The 18,655-nt window shown below is 47.5% G+C and carries 17 protein-coding genes; 7 read left to right on the top strand and 10 right to left on the bottom strand.

Features of this window, described 5'->3' with window-relative positions:
* Positions 1-47: 47 nt before the first annotated feature.
* The 4 genes from OIK42_RS04310 to folB are packed head-to-tail and all read right to left on the bottom strand — an operon-like array spanning position 48 to position 2,111.
* Entirely contained in the window at positions 48-416 is a 369-nt protein-coding gene (locus OIK42_RS04310; RefSeq protein WP_273638615.1) for a histidine triad nucleotide-binding protein, read from the bottom strand.
* Between the two features lie 32 nt (positions 417-448).
* Positions 449-1,249, bottom strand: a complete 801-nt coding sequence (locus tag OIK42_RS04305; RefSeq protein ID WP_273638612.1) for an undecaprenyl-diphosphate phosphatase — start codon at positions 1,247-1,249, stop codon at positions 449-451.
* The gene (gene folK / locus OIK42_RS04300) at positions 1,246-1,752 is read right to left on the bottom strand and encodes a 2-amino-4-hydroxy-6-hydroxymethyldihydropteridine diphosphokinase (protein ID WP_273638610.1); all 507 of its coding nucleotides are present in this window, start codon (positions 1,750-1,752) and stop codon (positions 1,246-1,248) included. Before folK ends, OIK42_RS04305 begins: the two co-directional genes overlap by 4 nt.
* A complete protein-coding gene (gene folB, locus OIK42_RS04295; RefSeq protein WP_273638608.1) occupies positions 1,749-2,111 on the bottom strand; it encodes a dihydroneopterin aldolase in 363 nt (120 codons plus the stop codon). The genes folK and folB overlap by 4 nt, the downstream gene beginning before the upstream one ends.
* A 163-nt stretch (positions 2,112-2,274) precedes the next feature.
* On the opposite strand from folB, the gene plsY reads away from it, so the two are divergent.
* Positions 2,275-2,877, top strand: coding sequence for a glycerol-3-phosphate 1-O-acyltransferase PlsY (gene plsY / locus OIK42_RS04290; RefSeq protein ID WP_273638607.1), 603 nt, complete (start codon positions 2,275-2,277; stop codon positions 2,875-2,877).
* Positions 2,878-2,881: 4 nt separating this feature from the next.
* Here the strand turns inward: plsY and OIK42_RS04285 are convergent, their stop codons facing one another.
* From OIK42_RS04285 to tsaD, 3 genes are all read right to left on the bottom strand, one after another.
* Positions 2,882-3,697: a TlpA disulfide reductase family protein gene (locus tag OIK42_RS04285; RefSeq protein WP_273638605.1), complete on the bottom strand. Its 816-nt coding sequence runs from the start codon at positions 3,695-3,697 to the stop codon at positions 2,882-2,884.
* 86 nt (positions 3,698-3,783) lie between these two features.
* Positions 3,784-5,001 carry an alkaline phosphatase family protein gene (locus OIK42_RS04280; RefSeq protein WP_273638603.1) on the bottom strand — a complete coding sequence of 406 codons (1,218 nt, stop codon included), beginning with the start codon at positions 4,999-5,001 and terminating at the stop codon, positions 3,784-3,786.
* A 43-nt stretch (positions 5,002-5,044) separates the two neighbouring features.
* A complete protein-coding gene (tsaD, locus tag OIK42_RS04275) occupies positions 5,045-6,061 on the bottom strand; it encodes a tRNA (adenosine(37)-N6)-threonylcarbamoyltransferase complex transferase subunit TsaD (RefSeq protein WP_273638601.1) in 1,017 nt (338 codons plus the stop codon).
* A 244-nt stretch (positions 6,062-6,305) separates the two neighbouring features.
* On the opposite strand from tsaD, the gene rpsU reads away from it, so the two are divergent.
* The 4 genes from rpsU (at position 6,306) to rpoD (ending at position 11,002) form a co-directional block, all read left to right on the top strand.
* On the top strand, positions 6,306-6,521 hold the full coding sequence (gene rpsU / locus OIK42_RS04270) for a 30S ribosomal protein S21 (protein ID WP_012517258.1): 216 nt from the start codon (positions 6,306-6,308) through the stop codon (positions 6,519-6,521).
* A 58-nt stretch (positions 6,522-6,579) separates the two neighbouring features.
* Positions 6,580-7,023 (top strand): GatB/YqeY domain-containing protein, encoded by a 444-nt coding sequence (locus OIK42_RS04265; protein ID WP_273638560.1) that lies wholly within the window; start codon positions 6,580-6,582, stop codon positions 7,021-7,023.
* A 110-nt stretch (positions 7,024-7,133) separates the two neighbouring features.
* The gene (dnaG, locus tag OIK42_RS04260; protein ID WP_273638558.1) at positions 7,134-8,915 is read left to right on the top strand and encodes a DNA primase; all 1,782 of its coding nucleotides are present in this window, start codon (positions 7,134-7,136) and stop codon (positions 8,913-8,915) included.
* A 251-nt stretch (positions 8,916-9,166) separates the two neighbouring features.
* Positions 9,167-11,002, top strand: coding sequence for an RNA polymerase sigma factor RpoD (rpoD, locus tag OIK42_RS04255; protein ID WP_273638556.1), 1,836 nt, complete (start codon positions 9,167-9,169; stop codon positions 11,000-11,002).
* Positions 11,003-11,345: 343 nt separating this feature from the next.
* Here the strand turns inward: rpoD and OIK42_RS04250 are convergent, their stop codons facing one another.
* Positions 11,346-12,329, bottom strand: a complete 984-nt coding sequence (locus tag OIK42_RS04250; RefSeq protein ID WP_273638554.1) for a transposase — start codon at positions 12,327-12,329, stop codon at positions 11,346-11,348.
* Between the two features lie 339 nt (positions 12,330-12,668).
* On the opposite strand from OIK42_RS04250, the gene OIK42_RS04245 reads away from it, so the two are divergent.
* Positions 12,669-15,074, top strand: coding sequence for a S9 family peptidase (locus OIK42_RS04245; protein ID WP_273638553.1), 2,406 nt, complete (start codon positions 12,669-12,671; stop codon positions 15,072-15,074).
* A gap of 6 nt (positions 15,075-15,080) precedes the next feature.
* Here OIK42_RS04245 and tsgA read toward each other — a convergent pair whose 3' ends face one another.
* Both tsgA and OIK42_RS04235 read right to left on the bottom strand, forming a co-directional pair.
* Positions 15,081-16,307, bottom strand: coding sequence for an MFS transporter TsgA (gene tsgA, locus OIK42_RS04240; RefSeq protein ID WP_273638551.1), 1,227 nt, complete (start codon positions 16,305-16,307; stop codon positions 15,081-15,083).
* A 42-nt stretch (positions 16,308-16,349) separates the two neighbouring features.
* Positions 16,350-16,892, bottom strand: a complete 543-nt coding sequence (locus OIK42_RS04235; RefSeq protein WP_374211839.1) for a DUF3750 domain-containing protein — start codon at positions 16,890-16,892, stop codon at positions 16,350-16,352.
* Between the two features lie 225 nt (positions 16,893-17,117).
* On the opposite strand from OIK42_RS04235, the gene OIK42_RS04230 reads away from it, so the two are divergent.
* Positions 17,118-18,626 carry a sodium:solute symporter family transporter gene (locus tag OIK42_RS04230; protein WP_374211859.1) on the top strand — a complete coding sequence of 503 codons (1,509 nt, stop codon included), beginning with the start codon at positions 17,118-17,120 and terminating at the stop codon, positions 18,624-18,626.
* Positions 18,627-18,655 lie beyond the last annotated feature (29 nt).

Below are 18,655 nucleotides of genomic sequence, written 5' to 3'. Positions count from 1 at the left end.
CCGCTTTAGGCGATTCCGGCATGACAAGCGGGCCAGCGACCCGTAAATCACTCTAAATGCTTGGGCTTATCGGTATAGGGCGGCCAGCCCATCATTTTACCGGCCAACACATGCAGATGGATATGATAAACCGTTTGCCCACCAAATTCGTTGCAGTTCATCACGGTGCGAAAACCTTCGGTGGCAAAGCCCAGCTCTGCAGCCAGCTTGGCCGCAACTGTATACAAATGCCCTACCAGCGCTTCGTTGTCTTCGTTAATATCATTCACGGTGGCAATCTGCTTTTTAGGAATAACTAAAAAGTGAATGGGCGCCTGGGGATTAATGTCTTTAAAAGCCAGCGCCTGATCATCTTCGTAGATAATGTCAGCAGGGATAGATTTATCGATGATCTTATCGAAAATTGTTTCAGCCATTTACAGCATCTCCTGTATTCAATGATTGGCGACTACCAGAGTATAAACCCGATCAATACGGCACCAAGTAGCAAACGATAAATAACGAACGGTAACATACCTATGCGTGCTATCCAGCTTAAAAACAGGAATATGCATAAGTAAGCACTCACAAACGAAAAGCCTGCCCCATAGATAAGTGCCGACCAGTCCACCGCGTCGTTAGCCTGCAGTAAATCTTTTACCGATAGCAGCCCCGCGCCCAGAATTACCGGTATCGACAGTAAGAACGAAAACCGTGCCGTGCTTTCTCTGTTCAGCCCCAACATTAAACCGGCCGTCATAGTGATACCCGAACGCGAAGTCCCCGGGATCAGCGCCAACATTTGTGCTAAACCGATAAAAATAGCCTGTTTAAAGGTAAGGGTTTCAAGCTTTTGCGTATGCTTTGCCTTTACATCGGCATACCAAAGTAACAGGCCAAATATAATAGTAGTGGCCGCTATCACTGCCGCACTGCGCGCATGGATTGCGATAAAATCTTTGAACATATAGCCCGCGATCACTGCCGGTATAGTGCCAATCACCACGCACCAGGCTAACTTGCTATCGGTGGTTTGCTGACGAGAAAAACCATGGGTTAAAAACGCCCCTGACATTTGCAAAATGTCGCGACGAAAGTAGATCATAACGGCCAGCAGACTACCCACATGCACGGCTACGTCAAACGCAAGCCCCTGATTACGCCAGCCTAGCACTTCGGCGGGTAAAATCAGGTGAGCAGAACTGCTGATCGGTAAAAACTCAGTGAGTCCCTGAATAATGGCTAAAATTATGATTTCAAAAAGCGTCATGCTGAGGGTGAACTCCATTCAAATACCACGGGTTTTATGGGCTGGGATGCCTGATCAAATGCTTGCCACAACTGTTGATAGGTGCAGCCGGTTTCCGGGTGAATTTGGTTTGGGGCAATATCCACCAGTGGCTTTAATACAAAAGCGCGTTCGAGAATTTCGGCTCTGGGTAATACCACAGGATGCTGACAAATCACTTGATCAAAACACAATAAGTCGAGATCCATTGTGCGTGAACAGTGTTTTTTATACCAGTCTTTTCGTCCGTATTCAGCTTCTAATTGCTTGAATAGCTGGTAAATTGCAGCAATATCCATTGATGTGCTGAATTTAGCCACCCAGTTATAAAAGCCGGGGCCTTCAAAACCCAGCGCCGGGCACTCATAAACAGGCGATACCACAACGTTATTAAAGTGTTGATGCAATAGTTGGTATGCTGTGCGGGTATGGAATTCTCGTTCAATGTTTGAACCGACTCCAACAAAGACTTGATGCTGACTCACGCGTTAGTCTCAACCTCATGGCTTATGGTAATACCAACCTTATTAGCATCGGGTAAGATACCCGGCTTTTCAATTCTCAGTACTATTTTATACAGGTCAAAACGCGCACATACGGCTTCAATAATGGCGTTGCCAAGGGCTTCGAGCAGCTCAAACTGAGCGTCTTTTCCTACCTGCTTTACTGTTTCTGCTACTGCTGCGTAGTTGATGGTATCGGCCACATCGTCAGATTTCATCGCCGCTTCAAGATGCGCATTAATCTGCAAGTCTACGATCAACACCGTTTCCTGCGTTCGTTCCCAGTCGTAAACACCAATCAAAGTGGGAACTTGGAGGCCTTCGATAAAAATTGTCTGCATGGTTTTGTTAATCCTTTTTTGCCAAAGTATAGCACCGCCAGGCTCTGTTTAGCACCTCATCACAGTCGCCATAAAACCTCAGCCATAACACCACAAAATCTGGCGTTACCCACAATATTTTAGTAGGGTGAGAGCACTTTTTGTTCATGCAGAGACTCGGGCATTGACTGCACTAAGTTTGTTAATGGTTGGTGTTGCCTATTTAGTGGGTTCAGTAAGCAGTGCGGTGCTGATTAGCCATGCATTTAAACTCCCGGATCCACGTTATCATGGCTCTGGTAACCCTGGCGCAACCAATGTGCTTCGGTTAGGCGGCCGGGTACCGGCATTATTGGTATTACTGACCGATGTTTTAAAAGGTACTGTGCCGGTTTATTCCGCTTTTTTTATGGGGATCACTCCCCTGGCCTTAGGGTTTATCGCCATTGCAGCTTGCCTTGGCCACATATTTCCACTCTATTTTCACTTTAAAGGCGGTAAAGGAGTGGCTACGGCGTTTGGCGCTATGCTACCCATTGGACCACCATTAGCCGGCTTACTGGTAGCAAGCTGGGCTGTTACGGTATTTATTTGGGGCTACTCGTCGCTTGGCGCGATTATCGCTGTGTCGCTGGCGCCTGTCTTTACCTGGTTTATCAAACCAGAATATACCTTGCCGGTGGCGATGTTATCAGCGCTGATTGTGTTTCGCCATCGAGAGAACATTCAGCGCTTATGGCGTGGCCAGGAAAGCAAAGTCTGGGATAAGGGAAAAACCAACGAATAGCAAACTATTGGCTAAGGTCGCGCGCCGCCATTTGCTCAAGGGCATAGTCAAGACTGGCGGCAGACACCCCGCCCACGTGACGATACAGTAATTTTCCATCGGCCGAATAAAATAGCGTTGTCGGCAATACGGCAACCCCCAGTGCTTTACTCACCGTGCCATGCTTATCCAACAACACATTTTCAAGCTGTAACTGCTGTGCAGAAAAAAAGTCCTGCACCTGCTTAGCCGACTCGGCCTGATTAATAAAAATAAAGTGGGTGTCCTGATATTGTTGCTGAGCGTTTGCAAGCACCGGCATTTCGCGTTGGCACGGCGGGCACCAGGTTGCCCATACATTAATTACCACCGGCTTATCGTCAAAGCTGGTCAGCGACACGACCTCACCCTGAATATCCAAAAGGGTCAGCGCAGGTATTCTCTCTGTTTGGTTATACAGATTAACGCCAACGTAAACCGGCATTATACAAAGTGCGGTGAGCCCGATAGTGGTGATAACAGGTTTATAGATGAGCGGATTGTTTTTGATTTTAACCATGAGGATCAGCGCTGCCGCCACGAGGCCGGTATGGGGCAAAAATCCACCATCGCGAATATCAAAAATTGACCAAATCTGAGTACTGTATTGATCCCACATACGCCAGACAAACCCTGCCCGGGCGCCAACAAGTGCAACAACAAACAGTGTTAAGAGTGTGTTTTCAGTGGCCTGGCGCAGCCGTTTTTGTTTTGTGACCCAACGTACTATGAGCAATGACAGCAGCAACGCCCCCCACACAAGGGCGTAGTCAATAGCCAGCCCCAGCGGACCAATCGACACGCTATGCAACGCGTTTTTCGCTTATAAACATAACGTACTCACTGTTCAGGCGGGCAAACACGATACGCGGCTTACTCCGGGGCATATTAGTCTGTTGTCACCAGGGCCTGATTCAGCACATCCAGTTCACCATCTATAGGCGTGAGCAACTCAAGACCCAATATCTTTGCCAGTGCGGGATAAACTTCGAGGTTACTGAATCGAGGCAGGCGCTCAGCGTTTTTAAATGACGGCCCATTGGCAACAAAGATGGCGCCCATATCCGGATGCTCCGGCAAATAACCGTGGCCCCCGGGGCCAATCCGGCTGTTTTTGTCTTTGGCGAACCTGGCCGGGGCATCAATAGTAATAATAATATCGCCAGAACGCTGATTCCGGGGCATATGATAATGCTTGCGTTGCGCTTCATCGAACACGCGCACACCGGGCAGCTTGAGTGCTCTCAACGCTTCGTATTGCGCCGTTATCGCCTGCTCTTCGACGCCGTCTTTGGCATAAAGCAATATCTGTTCGCCCTCATTGAGCACCAAAAAGTCATCGCTGATATTGAGCTCGTCCTGCAATATAACCTGTTGTTTATCCACGCTGGCCATACCATGGTCGGAGACCAACACCAGATTCACCTCAATGGGCAATGCCTGAAGTCGCTCAAACAGCTGACCTATCAGGACATCCATCTTTTGAACCGCAGCGCGGGTTTCTTTAGCGTCGGGACCGTAATCGTGTCCGGCTGTATCGACTAATGAAAAATAGCTGGCGATAAATACCGGCCGGGTGGCTTCAGGATACCCTAACCACTCGATAATCTGATCGACACGCTGCTGATAATCGGCATATTTAGAGTAATGAAAATAATAGTTTGGCAACTGCCCGCCGATTAATGCATCTGACTCGGGCCAAAAATAAGTGGCAGCGGGATAGCCATGGGTTTTAACCAGGTTCCAAAACGGCATCGCCGTTATCCACGAACTGTCTTTACCACCTTTGCCCATGCCATAGTAATCGTCACGGGTCTTATCATAAAAGCGGTTGTTAACGATACCGTGGTGAATTGGCAATAAGCCGGTCAGCAGTGAAATATGGTTAGGAAAGGTATTCGCCGGATAAACAGGCTGCATACTCTCTGCCCTGACGCCGGCCGCGGCAATCGCGCCTATCTGTCGGGCCTGGTGCTTTTCGATATAATCGTGCCGAAAACCATCAAGAGACACCAGTACGATATGTTGGGTTGGTCGCTGTGCTGTGCACATACTGCTGTATAAACACAGCAGTATGCCGACGCTGCCTAGAATTCCTTTTTTCATTATTTCCCACTATTATTATAGAGCGCCAAAGTACCACCTAACTCTATGACAGCGGTGTTAGAGAATCAAGCGGCCAGCGCGGTACCACAGACTCAGACAGCGCAGTGGTTTGACCGGCTTTTAATCGTTGTAAACCCGCATAAGCAATCATGGCACCGTTATCGGTACAAAAGCTCAGGCCCGGATAAAACACTTCTCCGCGTACATCGTTCATCAGTTTGGTCATGGCGCTGCGTAATGCTGTATTGGCACTCACACCACCGGCAATAACCAGACGCTTTAATCCGGTTTGCTGCAGCGCGCGTCGACACTTAATAATTAATGTATCGATAACAGCTTCCTGAAACGCATAAGCAATATTGGCTTTGGTTTGTGCATTATTATCGGCATCGCGAATGGTATTTGCGGCAAAGGTTTTAAGCCCGCTGAAACTAAAATCAAGACCGGGACGGTCGGTCATGGGGCGAGGAAATTTATAGTGACCAGGCTCGCCCTGCTCAGCGAGCTTAGCCAATAACGGACCGCCGGGGTAATCGAGTCCCAGCAATTTTGCCGTTTTATCAAAGGCCTCACCGGCGGCATCATCAATGGACTCCCCCAAAAGCTCATAGCTGCCGATACCATCGACCCTCACTAACATGGAGTGACCGCCTGAAACCAACAGCGCTACAAACGGGAACTCAGGGGCTGAGGCTTCAAGCATGGGGGCCAGTAAATGGCCTTCCATATGATGAACGCCAATGGTCGGAATATTCCAGGCATACGCAATAGAGCGTCCAACCGACGCGCCCACCAGCAGTGCTCCCACCAAACCGGGTCCGCGTGTGTAGGCTATCCCGTCGATATCCGCTTGAGAGGAATCGGCATCATCCAGAGCTTTTTGAATGAGCGGTATAATTTTGCGCACATGATCGCGTGATGCAAGCTCCGGCACGACGCCGCCATAATCAGCATGTAATTTTACCTGACTATAGAGAGTATGCGACAATAATCCTTGCTGATCGTCGTATACGGCGATGCCTGTTTCATCGCAGGAAGTCTCAATACCTAACACTCGCATATGCTTTGTTTATCCTGTGGTTTTGTTCGCGGCAAAGTTTACCCGAAATGACTAAATCAGACCACTGAATGCCGGCTCATCAATAGGAAAAGAGCAGGAAGTGAGGAATTTGGCTGTTTTTTTAACACCGGGGCTTTACATCAGGCGCTCAAATGATTAGAATTTCGCACCATTTTTAACCCGGGTGGTTTAAAAGTACCAATTTTTAACCCGGAAATCCGTTATGTTTTGAGGTGAAATTTTAATGCCCATCGTTAAAGTTAGAGAAAACGAGCCATTTGACGTAGCACTGCGTCGTTTTAAGCGTTCTTGTGAGAAAGCTGGTGTTCTGTCAGAAGTTCGTCGTCGTGAATTCTTCGAAAAGCCAACCTGGGAACGTAAGCGCAAAAAAGCTGCTGCTAAAAAACGTCACCTGAAAAAACTGGCTCGTGAAAATGCACGTCGCGTAAAACTGTACTAATACAACACGTACACGATTACGCCGACAAAGCTTAAGCTGGTTAATTTTAGAGTAACTAATGGCACTTATTGACGACCTGAAATCTGCACAGAAAGACGCAATGCGAGCTAAAGACAAGCTTCGTTTGGGTACTGTGCGCATGGCGTTAGCGGCAATTAGACAACGTGAAATTGACGAGCAGGTCACAATGACCGACCCCGATATTCTGGCCGTATTAACTAAAATGGTTAAACAGCGCCAGGATGCCGCAGCGCAATACGATAACGCCAATCGCGACGATCTGGCGCAAACAGAGCGCGCGGAAATAACAGTGCTTGAGTCTTTTTTACCCCAGCCTCTCAGTAACGAAGAACTCACTTCGCTTATTGATGATGCTCTGGCATCTACAGGTGCCAGCGGCATGCAGGACATGGGTAAAGTAATGGGAGTGTTAAAACCCCAGGTACAAGGCCGGGCCGATATGGGCGCATTAAGCGCCCAGATCAAACAACGTCTGGGATAACCCCACCCTTTTTGCACGTTGACACTTAGGTTAGGCATAGCATGCGTTGCGCTGACCGCATATCCTGATAAAGTAACTGCAACGACTAATACTGGCAGCATATAAAAGTTATGGCAGGTAAGATCCCCCGAGAGTTCATTGATGATCTGCTCGCCCGTACCGATATTGTCGAAATTGTCGATAACCGCGTGCGGCTAAAAAAAGCAGGCAAAAACTATTCGGCCTGCTGCCCGTTTCATGACGAAAAAACCCCTTCATTCACGGTAAGTCAGGATAAACAGTTTTATCATTGTTTTGGCTGCGGTGAGCACGGCAACGCCATTTCATTTTTAATGGAATATGACCGCCTCGACTTTGTGGAAGCCATAGAAGAACTTGCCCGCATTCATGGTTTAGACGTACCCCGAGAGCAAGGCAGTAGCCGGGTTGTCAGCGACCACACCAAACAGCAAAACGAGTCTGACTTTCAGTTAATGGAAAAGGTTACACGCTTTTTCCAGCATCAGTTTAAACACCATAGCCAGGGTAATAAGGCGGTTGAATATTTAAAGCAGCGTGGTTTGTCGGGTGAAATTGTCAAGCAGTGGGAAATTGGTTATGCGCCCCCTGACTGGGATGCCGTGTTAAGCACTTTTGGCAACGATAACAGTGTTCGCAAACAGTTGATTGACCTGAAACTGGTGAATCAAAATGACAACGGTAAACAGTACGACTTCTTCCGTGACCGCATTATGTTTCCTATCCGCGATAAACGCGGCCGTGTTTGCGGCTTCGGTGGCCGTCTTATGGATGGAAATGGGCCAAAGTATTTAAATTCACCTGAAACCCGTATTTTTCATAAGGGTTATGAGTTGTTTGGCTATTTTCAAACCCGCCAACAACGCAATCTGCAGCGGATTATGGTGGTTGAAGGCTATATGGACGTGGTGGCACTAAGTCAGTTCGGTATACCCTACGCCACTGCTGCATTGGGCACCGCGACAACCCAGGATCATATGACCATGCTTATGCGCGGCACACAGGAAATTGTGTGTTGTTACGATGGCGACCGAGCGGGCCGTGATGCTGCCTGGCGGGCGGTCGAAAATGCATTGCCGGTACTAAAAGATGGTATTCAGCTGAAGTTCTTATTCTTACCTGACGGTGAAGATCCGGACACAATGGTACGGCAAATTGGTAAAGAGGCCTTTGAACAACTGGTTGCCGATGCCGCGCCGTTGTCGCATTTTTTCTTTGACACACTGCTGAAACAGCATTCAGTGGGCACGCCAGAGGGCAAAATAGCCCTCAAATCGGCTGCCCAACCGTTAATTGATCAGGTTATCGGTGAGCAACAAAAATCGATGCTCAGTGAAGAACTCAGCAAACATGTGGGGGAATATGACCGCTTTAAACTAGACCGGGATATACGCTCGGCTAACGCTGGAGGCCGAACAGCTCCCCCTTCACAACGCAATAACAATATAAATAAAACCCGTTTATCGCCGATAAGCGTAATGATCAGACTGTTATTAGAACATCCGTCATTGGCCACCCAGTGCGAGGAAACTGTGCAGCCGGATTTTCTGGAGGGATCAGGTATCGCCGGGCTCCAGGTTTTGCAGGACGTATTTACGTTTTGTATCGCAAATTCACAGGCGAATACCGCACAGGTGCTTGAAAACTTCAGAGACTACCCTTATTCATCTAATCTGGGCAGGTTACTTATTCAGGAACATTTTATCGACGAAGCGGACGCACCAAGGGTATTCAGGGATTGTTTTGCACGTTTACTGGATTTGCATTTTGATAGCCGTATTGACCAATTGTTATCGAAATCCAGAATTCAGTCTCTGACAAGTGACGAAAAACAAGAGCTCACCTTGCTGATGAAAGAACGGCAAGGCCGCTGACAACTAATCTGACCGAATGGTTAAAATTTAGCGCGCTAAAAATAGCCGCCAGAGTAGTCAAAATAACAGCATTTCTGTTATACTAGTAAATTCGCTGCCGTCGTCGCAAAGGCAGGTAACTAAACGTAAACCAACAAAAAGCAAGCCCGTATCGATGCAGTATCACACTGAAGTCGAACGATCATGCCCCCGACAGCAGTTGTGCTTAAAGGGGTTGTTGCAATGGTTATTATTTGAAAAGTGTAGGGTATATGGCGCAAAGCAAGCAGTCTCAGATTAAACTCCTGATTGCGAAAGGTAAAGAGCAAGGGTATTTGACATTCTCTGAAGTCAATGACCATCTGCCTCAGGATATCGTTGATTCCGATCAAATAGAAGATATCATCCGCATGATCAATGATATGGGGATTCAGGTGTCGGAAAACGCACCGGATTCTGATGAATTGTTGATGCAGGAAACGACCACTGACGAAGAAGTGGCCGAAGCTGCCGCTCAGGCCTTGGCTACCGTTGAAAGTGAAATCGGCCGCACCACGGATCCCGTTCGCATGTACATGCGTGAGATGGGAACCGTTGAACTGCTTACCCGCGAAGGCGAGATTGAAATTGCCAAACGGATCGAAGACGGTATCAACCAGGTCCAGTGTTCAGTTGCAGAATACCCCGAAGCAATCACCTATTTGCTTGATCAGTGGGATCTATACGAAGCCGAAGAAATACGTCTGAGTGATATTATTTCTGGTTTTGTTGACCCTGATAACGAAGCGGATATGGCGCCTACCGCTACGCACGTTGGTTCTGAGTTGTCACAAGAAGAACTTGATGACGAAGACGACGACGATGATGACGATGATGACGAAGAAGAAGAAGATACCGGCGTAGATCCGGAAGAAGCGCGTCAAAAGTTTGCCGAGCTTCGTGATCAATATCAGATCGCCCGCAAGGTAATCGAGGATAAGGGCCGTACACACGCAGCCGCGCGCAAAGAAATTAACGCGCTGAGCGACATCTTTAAAGAATTCCGGTTAGTACCTAAGCAGTTCGATCGCTTGGTGAGAAATATGCGCGAGATGATGGACCGCGTGCGTATTCAGGAACGCCTGGTAATGAAATATTGCGTGATGCACGCAAAAATGCCTAAAAAAGATTTCATCAAAGCTTTTGCTGGCAGCGAAACCTCTACCAAGTGGTTAGACGAAATTCTTGCCGGTAACGCAGCTTATGCGCCCGCCTTGGCAGACTACAAAGAAGAAATTGAACGCAGTGTTGGCAAAATTTGCCAGGTCGAGCTTGAAACAGGCCTGGTCATTGCGGATATCAAAGACATCAACCGTCGCATGTCCATTGGTGAAGCCAAAGCACGCCGGGCCAAAAAGGAAATGGTGGAGGCGAACCTGCGTTTGGTTATTTCAATCGCCAAGAAGTACACTAACCGTGGCCTGCAATTCCTGGATTTAATTCAGGAAGGTAACATCGGTCTGATGAAAGCGGTTGATAAGTTTGAGTATCGTCGCGGTTATAAGTTCTCGACCTATGCCACATGGTGGATTCGTCAGGCTATTACCCGCTCGATTGCTGACCAGGCGCGAACAATTCGTATCCCTGTACATATGATCGAAACGATCAACAAGCTCAACCGTATTTCTCGCCAAATGCTGCAGGAAATGGGCCGCGAGCCGACCCCTGAAGAGTTGTCTGAGCGCATGCTGATGCCTGAAGATAAAATTCGCAAGGTGCTGAAAATCGCCAAAGAGCCGATCTCTATGGAAACGCCAATTGGTGATGATGAAGATTCGCATCTGGGTGATTTTATCGAGGACAGCACGATCATTCAGCCCCTCGATTCTGCCACGGGCGGTAGCCTCAAAGATGCTACCCAGGAAGTACTGGCGGGCCTGACAGCACGTGAAGCCAAGGTGCTGCGCATGCGTTTTGGTATTGATATGAACACCGACCATACGTTGGAAGAAGTAGGCAAACAGTTTGACGTAACCCGTGAGCGGATCCGTCAGATAGAAGCCAAAGCCCTGCGTAAACTTCGCCACCCAAGCCGCTCAGAACAACTACGCAGCTTCCTTGACGAGTAACATCACGCAATAAAAGCAAACATTATAAAAGGCCAGTCTCATGACTGGCTTTTTAATACCCCACTTTCCCCGGACACCCATCTTAACTCCCCTTTTACCGAGACACCCATGTTAAAAAAGACAATACCAAGACACCCACCTCAATCCTTTGTTTAACAGCACATCCACATTAAGTATCTCTGTATTATTCAGACCAGGCTGGATTTTCTAAAAAATATGCAAGCTGTATAGTGTTACGGAGTGGTTGTGCGGGGACTAAGTCACAGGCACCTAATTTAAACACCTACAACCCATGGTAAATTTAGTAGTATCGATTGAGAGAATGACTTCAGTAGAATTGATATTAAGCTGATTCAAATAGTTTTTTTGCTTGAGATATCCCTCGTATCCGTTTTAAATTTTTGTGACGCTTAAAGCGTGCCATCGCATTGCTTGCTCCAACTACATAGCAGAATCGTTTCTCAATCTCAGTGGTCAATAACAACCAACCTCCATTAGACAGGCCCAGAAGATTCAATATGGGTAAGCCAATAACCTTTTGGTCATGCGCCTTTGTTTGTTGGATCATTAAAGCGGTATTCGTCACTAACTGACAATAATCCGTTAGGTTAAAAGGCAGCGCATCTTTATTGAATGTAACGCCATTGTCATAAAAAGCCATCAAATCGGGTGGCTGAGAAAATCCAGATTGCCTAGCCTTCAGCCGTCGAAAAATACTTGTATGTTTGGACTCGTCCACAGCATGAGCAACCTTCGCCCTTATGGGGTTTAGATCCACATAGACCATACACGTGAGTACCGCCTTTTCATCTAACAATGCTTGTGACTTAAACCGCCCTTCCCAAAATCGTCCTGTGCATTCATCTTCTGCATTGGCGGCACGAGCTATGTATTCATTGAGGTTTCGCATAAACCAACTGATATCGAATAACCGCTGACGATAAATTTCCGCCGTCGCCTCCACACTCATCATTTCAGCGTCATTTAAGCTCTCCCGGGCCAGGTATTTTCGAGTCAGAAGCGTTCCTTTGTGTAATTTATGCCACTGGATCAGAACCCTTCTTACTGACCATTCGCGGGCCTTCGCTGTATTTACATGAAGCACCACATGAACATGATTGCTCATTACGGCATAAGCACAAACATCAATGGCAAAAACGCCAGCAAGCTTAAGCAGTCTCTCCTCAACCCAGGATTTCCTGTGTTCGAAACTTTTACCGGTATATTTATCTTTGCCACACAAGTAACTACGCCGAACGCATCTTGAAATACAATGATAGAAAGGAGTATCAGTAAGGCTGATTTGACTACTGCGAGTTTTAGGCATTGTTCAATGTTTCCCTGGTCGATAAATACAAATCTAACTTAAACGAAGCACGGCTTAGATGAAGCTGATCGCCGGACCAGATTATTATGGAATGGGTGTCTCTATAACCTATCTCTATAACCCAATAACATTCAATAACCCTTTGCAAAGCCTTTTCGTGAAACGCTATAAGTTGTTCATATACCGATACATTTAAAAGATTAATTAAAAGCTGGATGCGTTGGGTGTCCTGGTAATTATTATTTCATTGAAGGTAATATGTTGTGGTATTTGACGAGGCCGGTAGTGTCAGCGTTTTACAAAAAATATTAATAATTCAAAGGACAGAAAATGCCAAAGATGAGATCAAGATTTAGGGGTACGTTACTCCTGGTTTTATTTTTTAGTGCGGTAAATAGTTTCGCGGCAACCGAATATCAAAAACCGTCAGAAGCAATATTGCAGTTGGTTGATGTGAAGCAAGCCCCGTATTTTTTGATGAATGAAGCGGAAGATACAGCGCTGATGCTGTACCGTGATGCATATAAAACAATCGAAGAATTATCAGAAGAAGAATTGCGACTGGGTGGATTACGCATTGACCCAAAAGCCAATATCGGTAGCCGAACCACTTTTTACAATGACATAAAAGTACGTCGAATTGATACCAATCAAACAGTAGATGTTAAAGGATTACCGGCCAACCCTCGTCTGGCTAACTTTACCTGGTCTCCTGATCAAAACAGAATGGCTATGACCCATAAAACCCCAGAAGGTATTGAACTCTGGGTTATTGACTTAAATTCAGCCGCAGCGAAGCGCCTAACCGGTCCGGTGCTCAATGCCAATATGCGCGATGTGATTAATTGGTTTGCTGACAATCAATCGCTACTAGTAAAAGTGGTACCTAAAGACCGTCAGCCTCTTATTAATTCCAAAGCGGCTACGCCATCCGGCCCTACGGTATCGGTAAGTGATGGCAAAAAAGCGCAGAATCGCACCTACCAGGATCTGCTTAAAAACCAAAATGATGAATATAATTTTGAGCAGCTTACCCGTTCCACACTGACAAAAGTAACTCTCAAAGGAACAATGTCGCAATGGCTTGCTCCCGCCATGTTCGGCGATATCAGCTTTTCACCCAATGGTGAATTTGTGCTCGTCACGCGTTATCAAAAACCTTTCAGTTACCTGGTGCAATATAATCGCTTTCCTTCCGTTACCAGCGTTTATTCCAGTAAAGGGGATTTAGTCAACGATATCGTGGCTGTCCCGTTAATTGAAGATCTGCCAAAAGGGTTTATGGCTACACGTAAAGGGCCTCGTGCAATCCAGTGGCGCAACGATAAGCCGGCGACCGTGGTTTATGCAACAGCATTGGATGGCGGCGATCCGGCAAACGACGTTGAATTTCGCGATGAGGTGTTTCAGCTGGCAGCGCCATTTGATGGCGAGCCGGAGTCATTACTCAAAACCATTAATCGCTTTTACAGAATTTCCTGGTTAAACAACAACTATGCCATTGCCGAAGATTACTGGTGGAATACGCGCAACACCAAAACCTATGTCTTTAACCCGTCGAATAATCAGCAAGCGCCGGTTATTCTTGACGACCGAAATTATCAGGATGTATACAGCGATCCCGGCTCCTTTGTAACCGAGCGCAACGAATTTGGTAAAAGCGTGTTAATGATGCGCAATAACACTGTGTATCTGCTCGGCGATGGCTATTCTGATGAAGGGCAATTCCCCTTTTTGGATAGCCTTAACCTGGACACCCATGATAAGCAGCGTATTTACCAATCGCCTTACACCGACAAACTCGAAGAACTGGATGATTTTAACGCTGACGAAGGCCGTCTCACGGTCAGTATCGAAGCAAAAAATGAATATCCAAACCGTTATTTTCGCGATATCACCTCCGACAAGCTAACCCAAATCACGGACTTTGAAAATCCATTCAAAGCCATTCAGGACGTGCATAAAGAGGTAATAAATTATCAGCGAGAAGATGGTCTGGAGCTCTCCGGTACACTCTATTTACCAGTAGGTTATGAGGAAGGTAAGCGCTACCCTATGATTTTATGGGCGTATCCGCGAGAGTATAAAGACCAAAGCAGTGCTGGCCAAAACACCAATAATCCCAATGAATTTACGTATCCGTTTTGGGGATCTCCCATTTATTGGGTTAATAAGGGCTATGTCGTGCTCGATGATGCTGCGTTTCCCATTGTTGGAGAAGGCGAGGAAGAGCCCAATGATACCTTTCGCTCACAGTTAGTGGCGAATGCCAAAGCAGCCATCGATGCCGTAAACGAACGGGGATTAATCGACCCTGCCCGTGTTGCAGTGGGCGGCCACAGCTATGGCGCCTTTATGGTGGCTAATTTACTGTCTCATTCAGACTTGTTTGCAGCCGGAATAGCCAGAAGCGGGGCCTATAACCGCACTCTGACACCTTTCGGGTTTCAGTCTGAAGAGCGTTCTTACTGGGAGGCACCGGAAGTCTATTACACTATGTCGCCCTTTATGCATGCCGATAAAATGAAGAGTCCGCTATTATTGATTCACGGCGAAGCCGACAACAACAGTGGCACCTATCCCATGCAAAGTGAACGCTACTTCAATGCTTTAAAAGGTCTGGGCGCTACAGCACGCCTTGTTATGCTGCCCAAAGAGTCACATGGCTACCGGGCTAAGGAAAGTATCCTGCACATGTTGTGGGAGCAGGAACAATGGCTGGACACCCACTTAAAAGCAAAATAAAACAGCTTAACTTTTAATAATGCCGGGAGTGCCCGGCATTATTAGTTTTTCCTTACGTTTTTCCAAAACCACGGCAATGGTAAACATAATCAACATAACAGCAAATGCCACGAATGACAGCATCAAAGCGCCAGATTCATCGCTCACCGCAACCACCATCCCTGATAAGGCGGGTGCCAATGTACTTCCAACACTGCCACTGAAAAGCATCAGCGTGACCAACATGGGCGGCGAATCAGTAATTTGTTGCGTGCCAACTGAAATCGCAATTTTGTAAATACAGGTTGTGAGTAAGCCAAAGGCGATTCCAAGACTAAGAAACAGCGATAAGTCACCCAGTATTAAAAACGCACAGGTAAAACACACCGCCAGCGACGACACCGTAAGCAACATCACGCGGGTGGGAACCATATTGACCAGGACAACCGACAGCAATAAGCCAAATATCGAAAAACCCCAGTAATTTCCTACAATCTGCCCGGCTGTTTTTTGATTGGCCGAAAACTCCACCATTAAATAATTGGGCGCCCAGGTTAAAAAGGTAGTTTGGGCAATTAAATATAAACAGACACCCACCGCAAAACACATTACCCGCGGCGTGATAATGCGCTTAAATTGTGCGGCTGCATTGTCGCTATCCTGCGCGCCTTGATGTGGATTAGCGCCCTGCGTGTCTGGCAGTGTACTGGTAAAAACCAACACCAGAATGAGTACCGCTAACAATGCCACCGCAATATAACTTAAGCGCCAGTCAAGCTTTTGCACCAGGAGCCACCCTGCCAGCGTAGGAAAAATATATCCGGCCGCACTAAACGAGCAATCCGTGGCAATAAACGCCGAAGCTCTGCGCTGGGCGCGATATATTCGGGAAATAATCACGGCTCCGCCCGACAAGCCACATCCACAGCACACTCCCAGTCCAAAAAGCACGGCGCCAAGTATTCCAAAACCATAGCCGGGAAGCGCATACAAGCCCCCCATCAGCAATAAGAACGTCACGTAGGTAGCGCTTAGCAACAAACCTAAACTAAAACGGGTATACAAATACATCGAAATACACGTGCCAACCAGCGCGCCCCCGGTTAACCACGAAAATACCTTAACCGCCTCGGCAGCGGGCAAACCAAGCTGCCCGGCAATGGCATTTAAAATAACCCCTGCCTGCGTCAGTAAGCCAGACATCACCATGTAACTCATGAACGCAATTAGCGTAAGCCGAATCTGATTGGTCAACAGGTTAACTCCTGATGTGCCGAAGCTGCCTTAGCCAACACGCTATGATTCATCTGCATAACCTGCTCCGATGGCATTAAATGGCATCTTTAATTCCAGTTCCGGCACTTGTAAGCCTATCCAGGCTGGAAATGTATTGCTATTCGGACCAGGAAACACACTGTATTCATTTGCCCACGGGTAGCGGTTTATCGCGGCTATCACCTCGGGAATTAACCGCTGTGCTTTGGCGCCGGTAATCGACAATACTTTTTCTGGCCTGGCGCCGTACCAGTAGCGATCGGGCGTGGGTGTCTGGTAATGACGTACCGCCGGATTGCCGCTATCGACTCGCCAGCCAACCACTTCATAGACCTCATACTCGGCAGCATCCCGGGGCTTAAATGCTATCCAGGTGTGTACCGCAAACCAACCGCGCCAACTAAATGCATCGGCTGCGTATACTTCGATTACCGCCTCTTTGGTTAGCATTGGGTTAGGTGCAATACCGGCCGGCTCGCGATTAGCCGTTCGCCAGTCACTGCTGCTGCATGCAGTCACACACACCAGACACGCCAACAGGCCTATTGTTTTAAGGTTTACCACCAGTGATCACCATGTTTATTCCGAAGTTAAAATTATCTAATCAGTCGGCGAAGTATTATGCAAGTACCAGCAGACCAAAGGCGTCCTCGTCAGGATAAAGCGACGTTGGCTAAACTGGTAATTCTGTATTGAAATCAGCATACTGAAAAAAGTGAGCTAAGGGAGAGTACAGTGATTTGGATTGACTACACCATTATTGGCGCCTACCTGATAGGTTTATTGGCCATGGGAGTGGCGTTTCGTCATCAACGAAACAGTAAGGATTATTTTCTCGGAGGGCGCACAATCGCCTGGCCCGCTCTGGCGCTGTCGGTTATGGCGACGCAGCTCTCTGCTATCAGTTTTATTTCGGCGCCGGCCTTCGTTGGCCTACGCGAGGGTGGCGGCTTAATTTGGTTGTCTTACGAGCTCGCCCTGCCGATTGCTGTATTGCTCATGCTCTGGCGCCTGCTACCGACATTGCATCAAAGTGGAGTAATTAGCGTCTATGATTTTTTAGAGCGTCGTTTTGAACGTTCTACCCGACTGCTCATCAGCTTTGTATTTCAGCTTAGTCGTTCCTTCGCCACGGCAATCATGATTTACGCTATTTCATTGATTTTGCAAGGCACAATGGGCCTCGAACAATGGCATAGTATTGTGCTGATTGGCGTGATCACACTTATTTATTCAGCGGTAGGCGGTATGAAAGCCGTTGTGTTTGGCGATGCGGTACAAATGATCCTCATTCTGGCAGGCGCGTTAACCTGCCTGGTTGTGGCTCTCGATGCCATCGGCGGCATAAGCAGTGCCCTGGCATTGATCAATCCTCTACGCTTCGAAGCGGTCAATATCGACACCTATGGTCTCGCGGGGAATGACTTTGGCTTGCTGCCAATGCTATTTGGTGGCGTAGTCTTGTATGCGTCTTACTACGGTTGCGACCAGTCGGAAGCGCAGCGTTCGCTCTCGGCACATAGTGTTAAAGACTTACGGAAAGTGATGTATACCGTGGCTATCAGCCGCTTTCCTATTACGCTTATCTACTGCGCAGCAGGCCTGGTCATTGGTGCTTTGGTCATGCAATCGCCCGAACTACAAGCCCAGATCCCCGCTGATCAGCCAGACTGGATGATGCCGGTATTCATTGTGAACTACCTGCCGCCGGGCGTTATTGGCTTGCTGGTAGTCGCCATTATGGCCGCTGCGATGTCCTCTCTGAGCTCAGCCATTAACAGTCTGGCCGCGGTAACTACCGAAGATTTTTGTCGTTATAAGGGGCATGAACCGAGCGACGCCGAATATATGCGCTTTGCCCGGTTTGCGGGCATTGGCTGGGGCCTGGCTACGCTTACACTGTCTTTATTTGCCGGTGATATTGCCCCCACCATTATTGAGGCCATCAACAAAATTGGCTCGGTGTTTTATGGGCCGGTGTTAGCAACATTTTTAGTGGGTATTCATAGCAAATCCATTACCGCTAAAGCTGCTAATGTCGGATTAATGATGGGTGTCTTTGTAAATACGTTTTTGTGGTTGAGTGATAATCCGATATTTTGGTTCTGGTGGAATGCTATTGGCTTTGTGGTCACTGTAATGAGTGGGTTGCTGGCCAATAAACTGGTGCCGGCCAGCAATATCCCAACACCACAGCCATCTTTTGGCGGCCTCACGTGGCGTATGATAATGGTGCTCGTGGTGTGGTCACTGGCTTTGCTTTTTGTTGCCACTAACTTATCTGCCTGGTTGAGCTAACGGTCAATTTCAGCTCATCAAATACACAA

It is taken from the genome of Alteromonas gilva, from assembly GCF_028595265.1.
GTDB classification, from domain to species: domain Bacteria; phylum Pseudomonadota; class Gammaproteobacteria; order Enterobacterales; family Alteromonadaceae; genus Alteromonas; species Alteromonas gilva.
The sequence above is the reverse complement of the archived record's forward strand: the minus strand, read 5'-3'. Positions and strand labels throughout refer to the sequence as shown.

What these genes read in the sequence shown, in the direction of transcription:
- OIK42_RS04280 (WP_273638603.1), bottom strand. Translation starts at nt 5,001, where the DNA reads ATGAAAAAAGGAATTCTAGGCAGCGTCGGCATACTGCTGTGTTTATAC.
- tsaD (WP_273638601.1), bottom strand. Translation starts at nt 6,061, where the DNA reads ATGCGAGTGTTAGGTATTGAGACTTCCTGCGATGAAACAGGCATCGCC.
- OIK42_RS04245 (WP_273638553.1), top strand. Translation starts at nt 12,669, where the DNA reads ATGAGATCAAGATTTAGGGGTACGTTACTCCTGGTTTTATTTTTTAGT.
- OIK42_RS04230 (WP_374211859.1), top strand. Translation starts at nt 17,118, where the DNA reads ATGGGAGTGGCGTTTCGTCATCAACGAAACAGTAAGGATTATTTTCTC.
- rpsU (WP_012517258.1), top strand. Translation starts at nt 6,306, where the DNA reads ATGCCCATCGTTAAAGTTAGAGAAAACGAGCCATTTGACGTAGCACTG.
- OIK42_RS04250 (WP_273638554.1), bottom strand. Translation starts at nt 12,329, where the DNA reads ATGCCTAAAACTCGCAGTAGTCAAATCAGCCTTACTGATACTCCTTTC.
- OIK42_RS04265 (WP_273638560.1), top strand. Translation starts at nt 6,580, where the DNA reads ATGGCACTTATTGACGACCTGAAATCTGCACAGAAAGACGCAATGCGA.
- rpoD (WP_273638556.1), top strand. Translation starts at nt 9,167, where the DNA reads ATGGCGCAAAGCAAGCAGTCTCAGATTAAACTCCTGATTGCGAAAGGT.
- dnaG (WP_273638558.1), top strand. Translation starts at nt 7,134, where the DNA reads ATGGCAGGTAAGATCCCCCGAGAGTTCATTGATGATCTGCTCGCCCGT.
- OIK42_RS04310 (WP_273638615.1), bottom strand. Translation starts at nt 416, where the DNA reads ATGGCTGAAACAATTTTCGATAAGATCATCGATAAATCTATCCCTGCT.
- OIK42_RS04305 (WP_273638612.1), bottom strand. Translation starts at nt 1,249, where the DNA reads ATGACGCTTTTTGAAATCATAATTTTAGCCATTATTCAGGGACTCACT.
- folB (WP_273638608.1), bottom strand. Translation starts at nt 2,111, where the DNA reads ATGCAGACAATTTTTATCGAAGGCCTCCAAGTTCCCACTTTGATTGGT.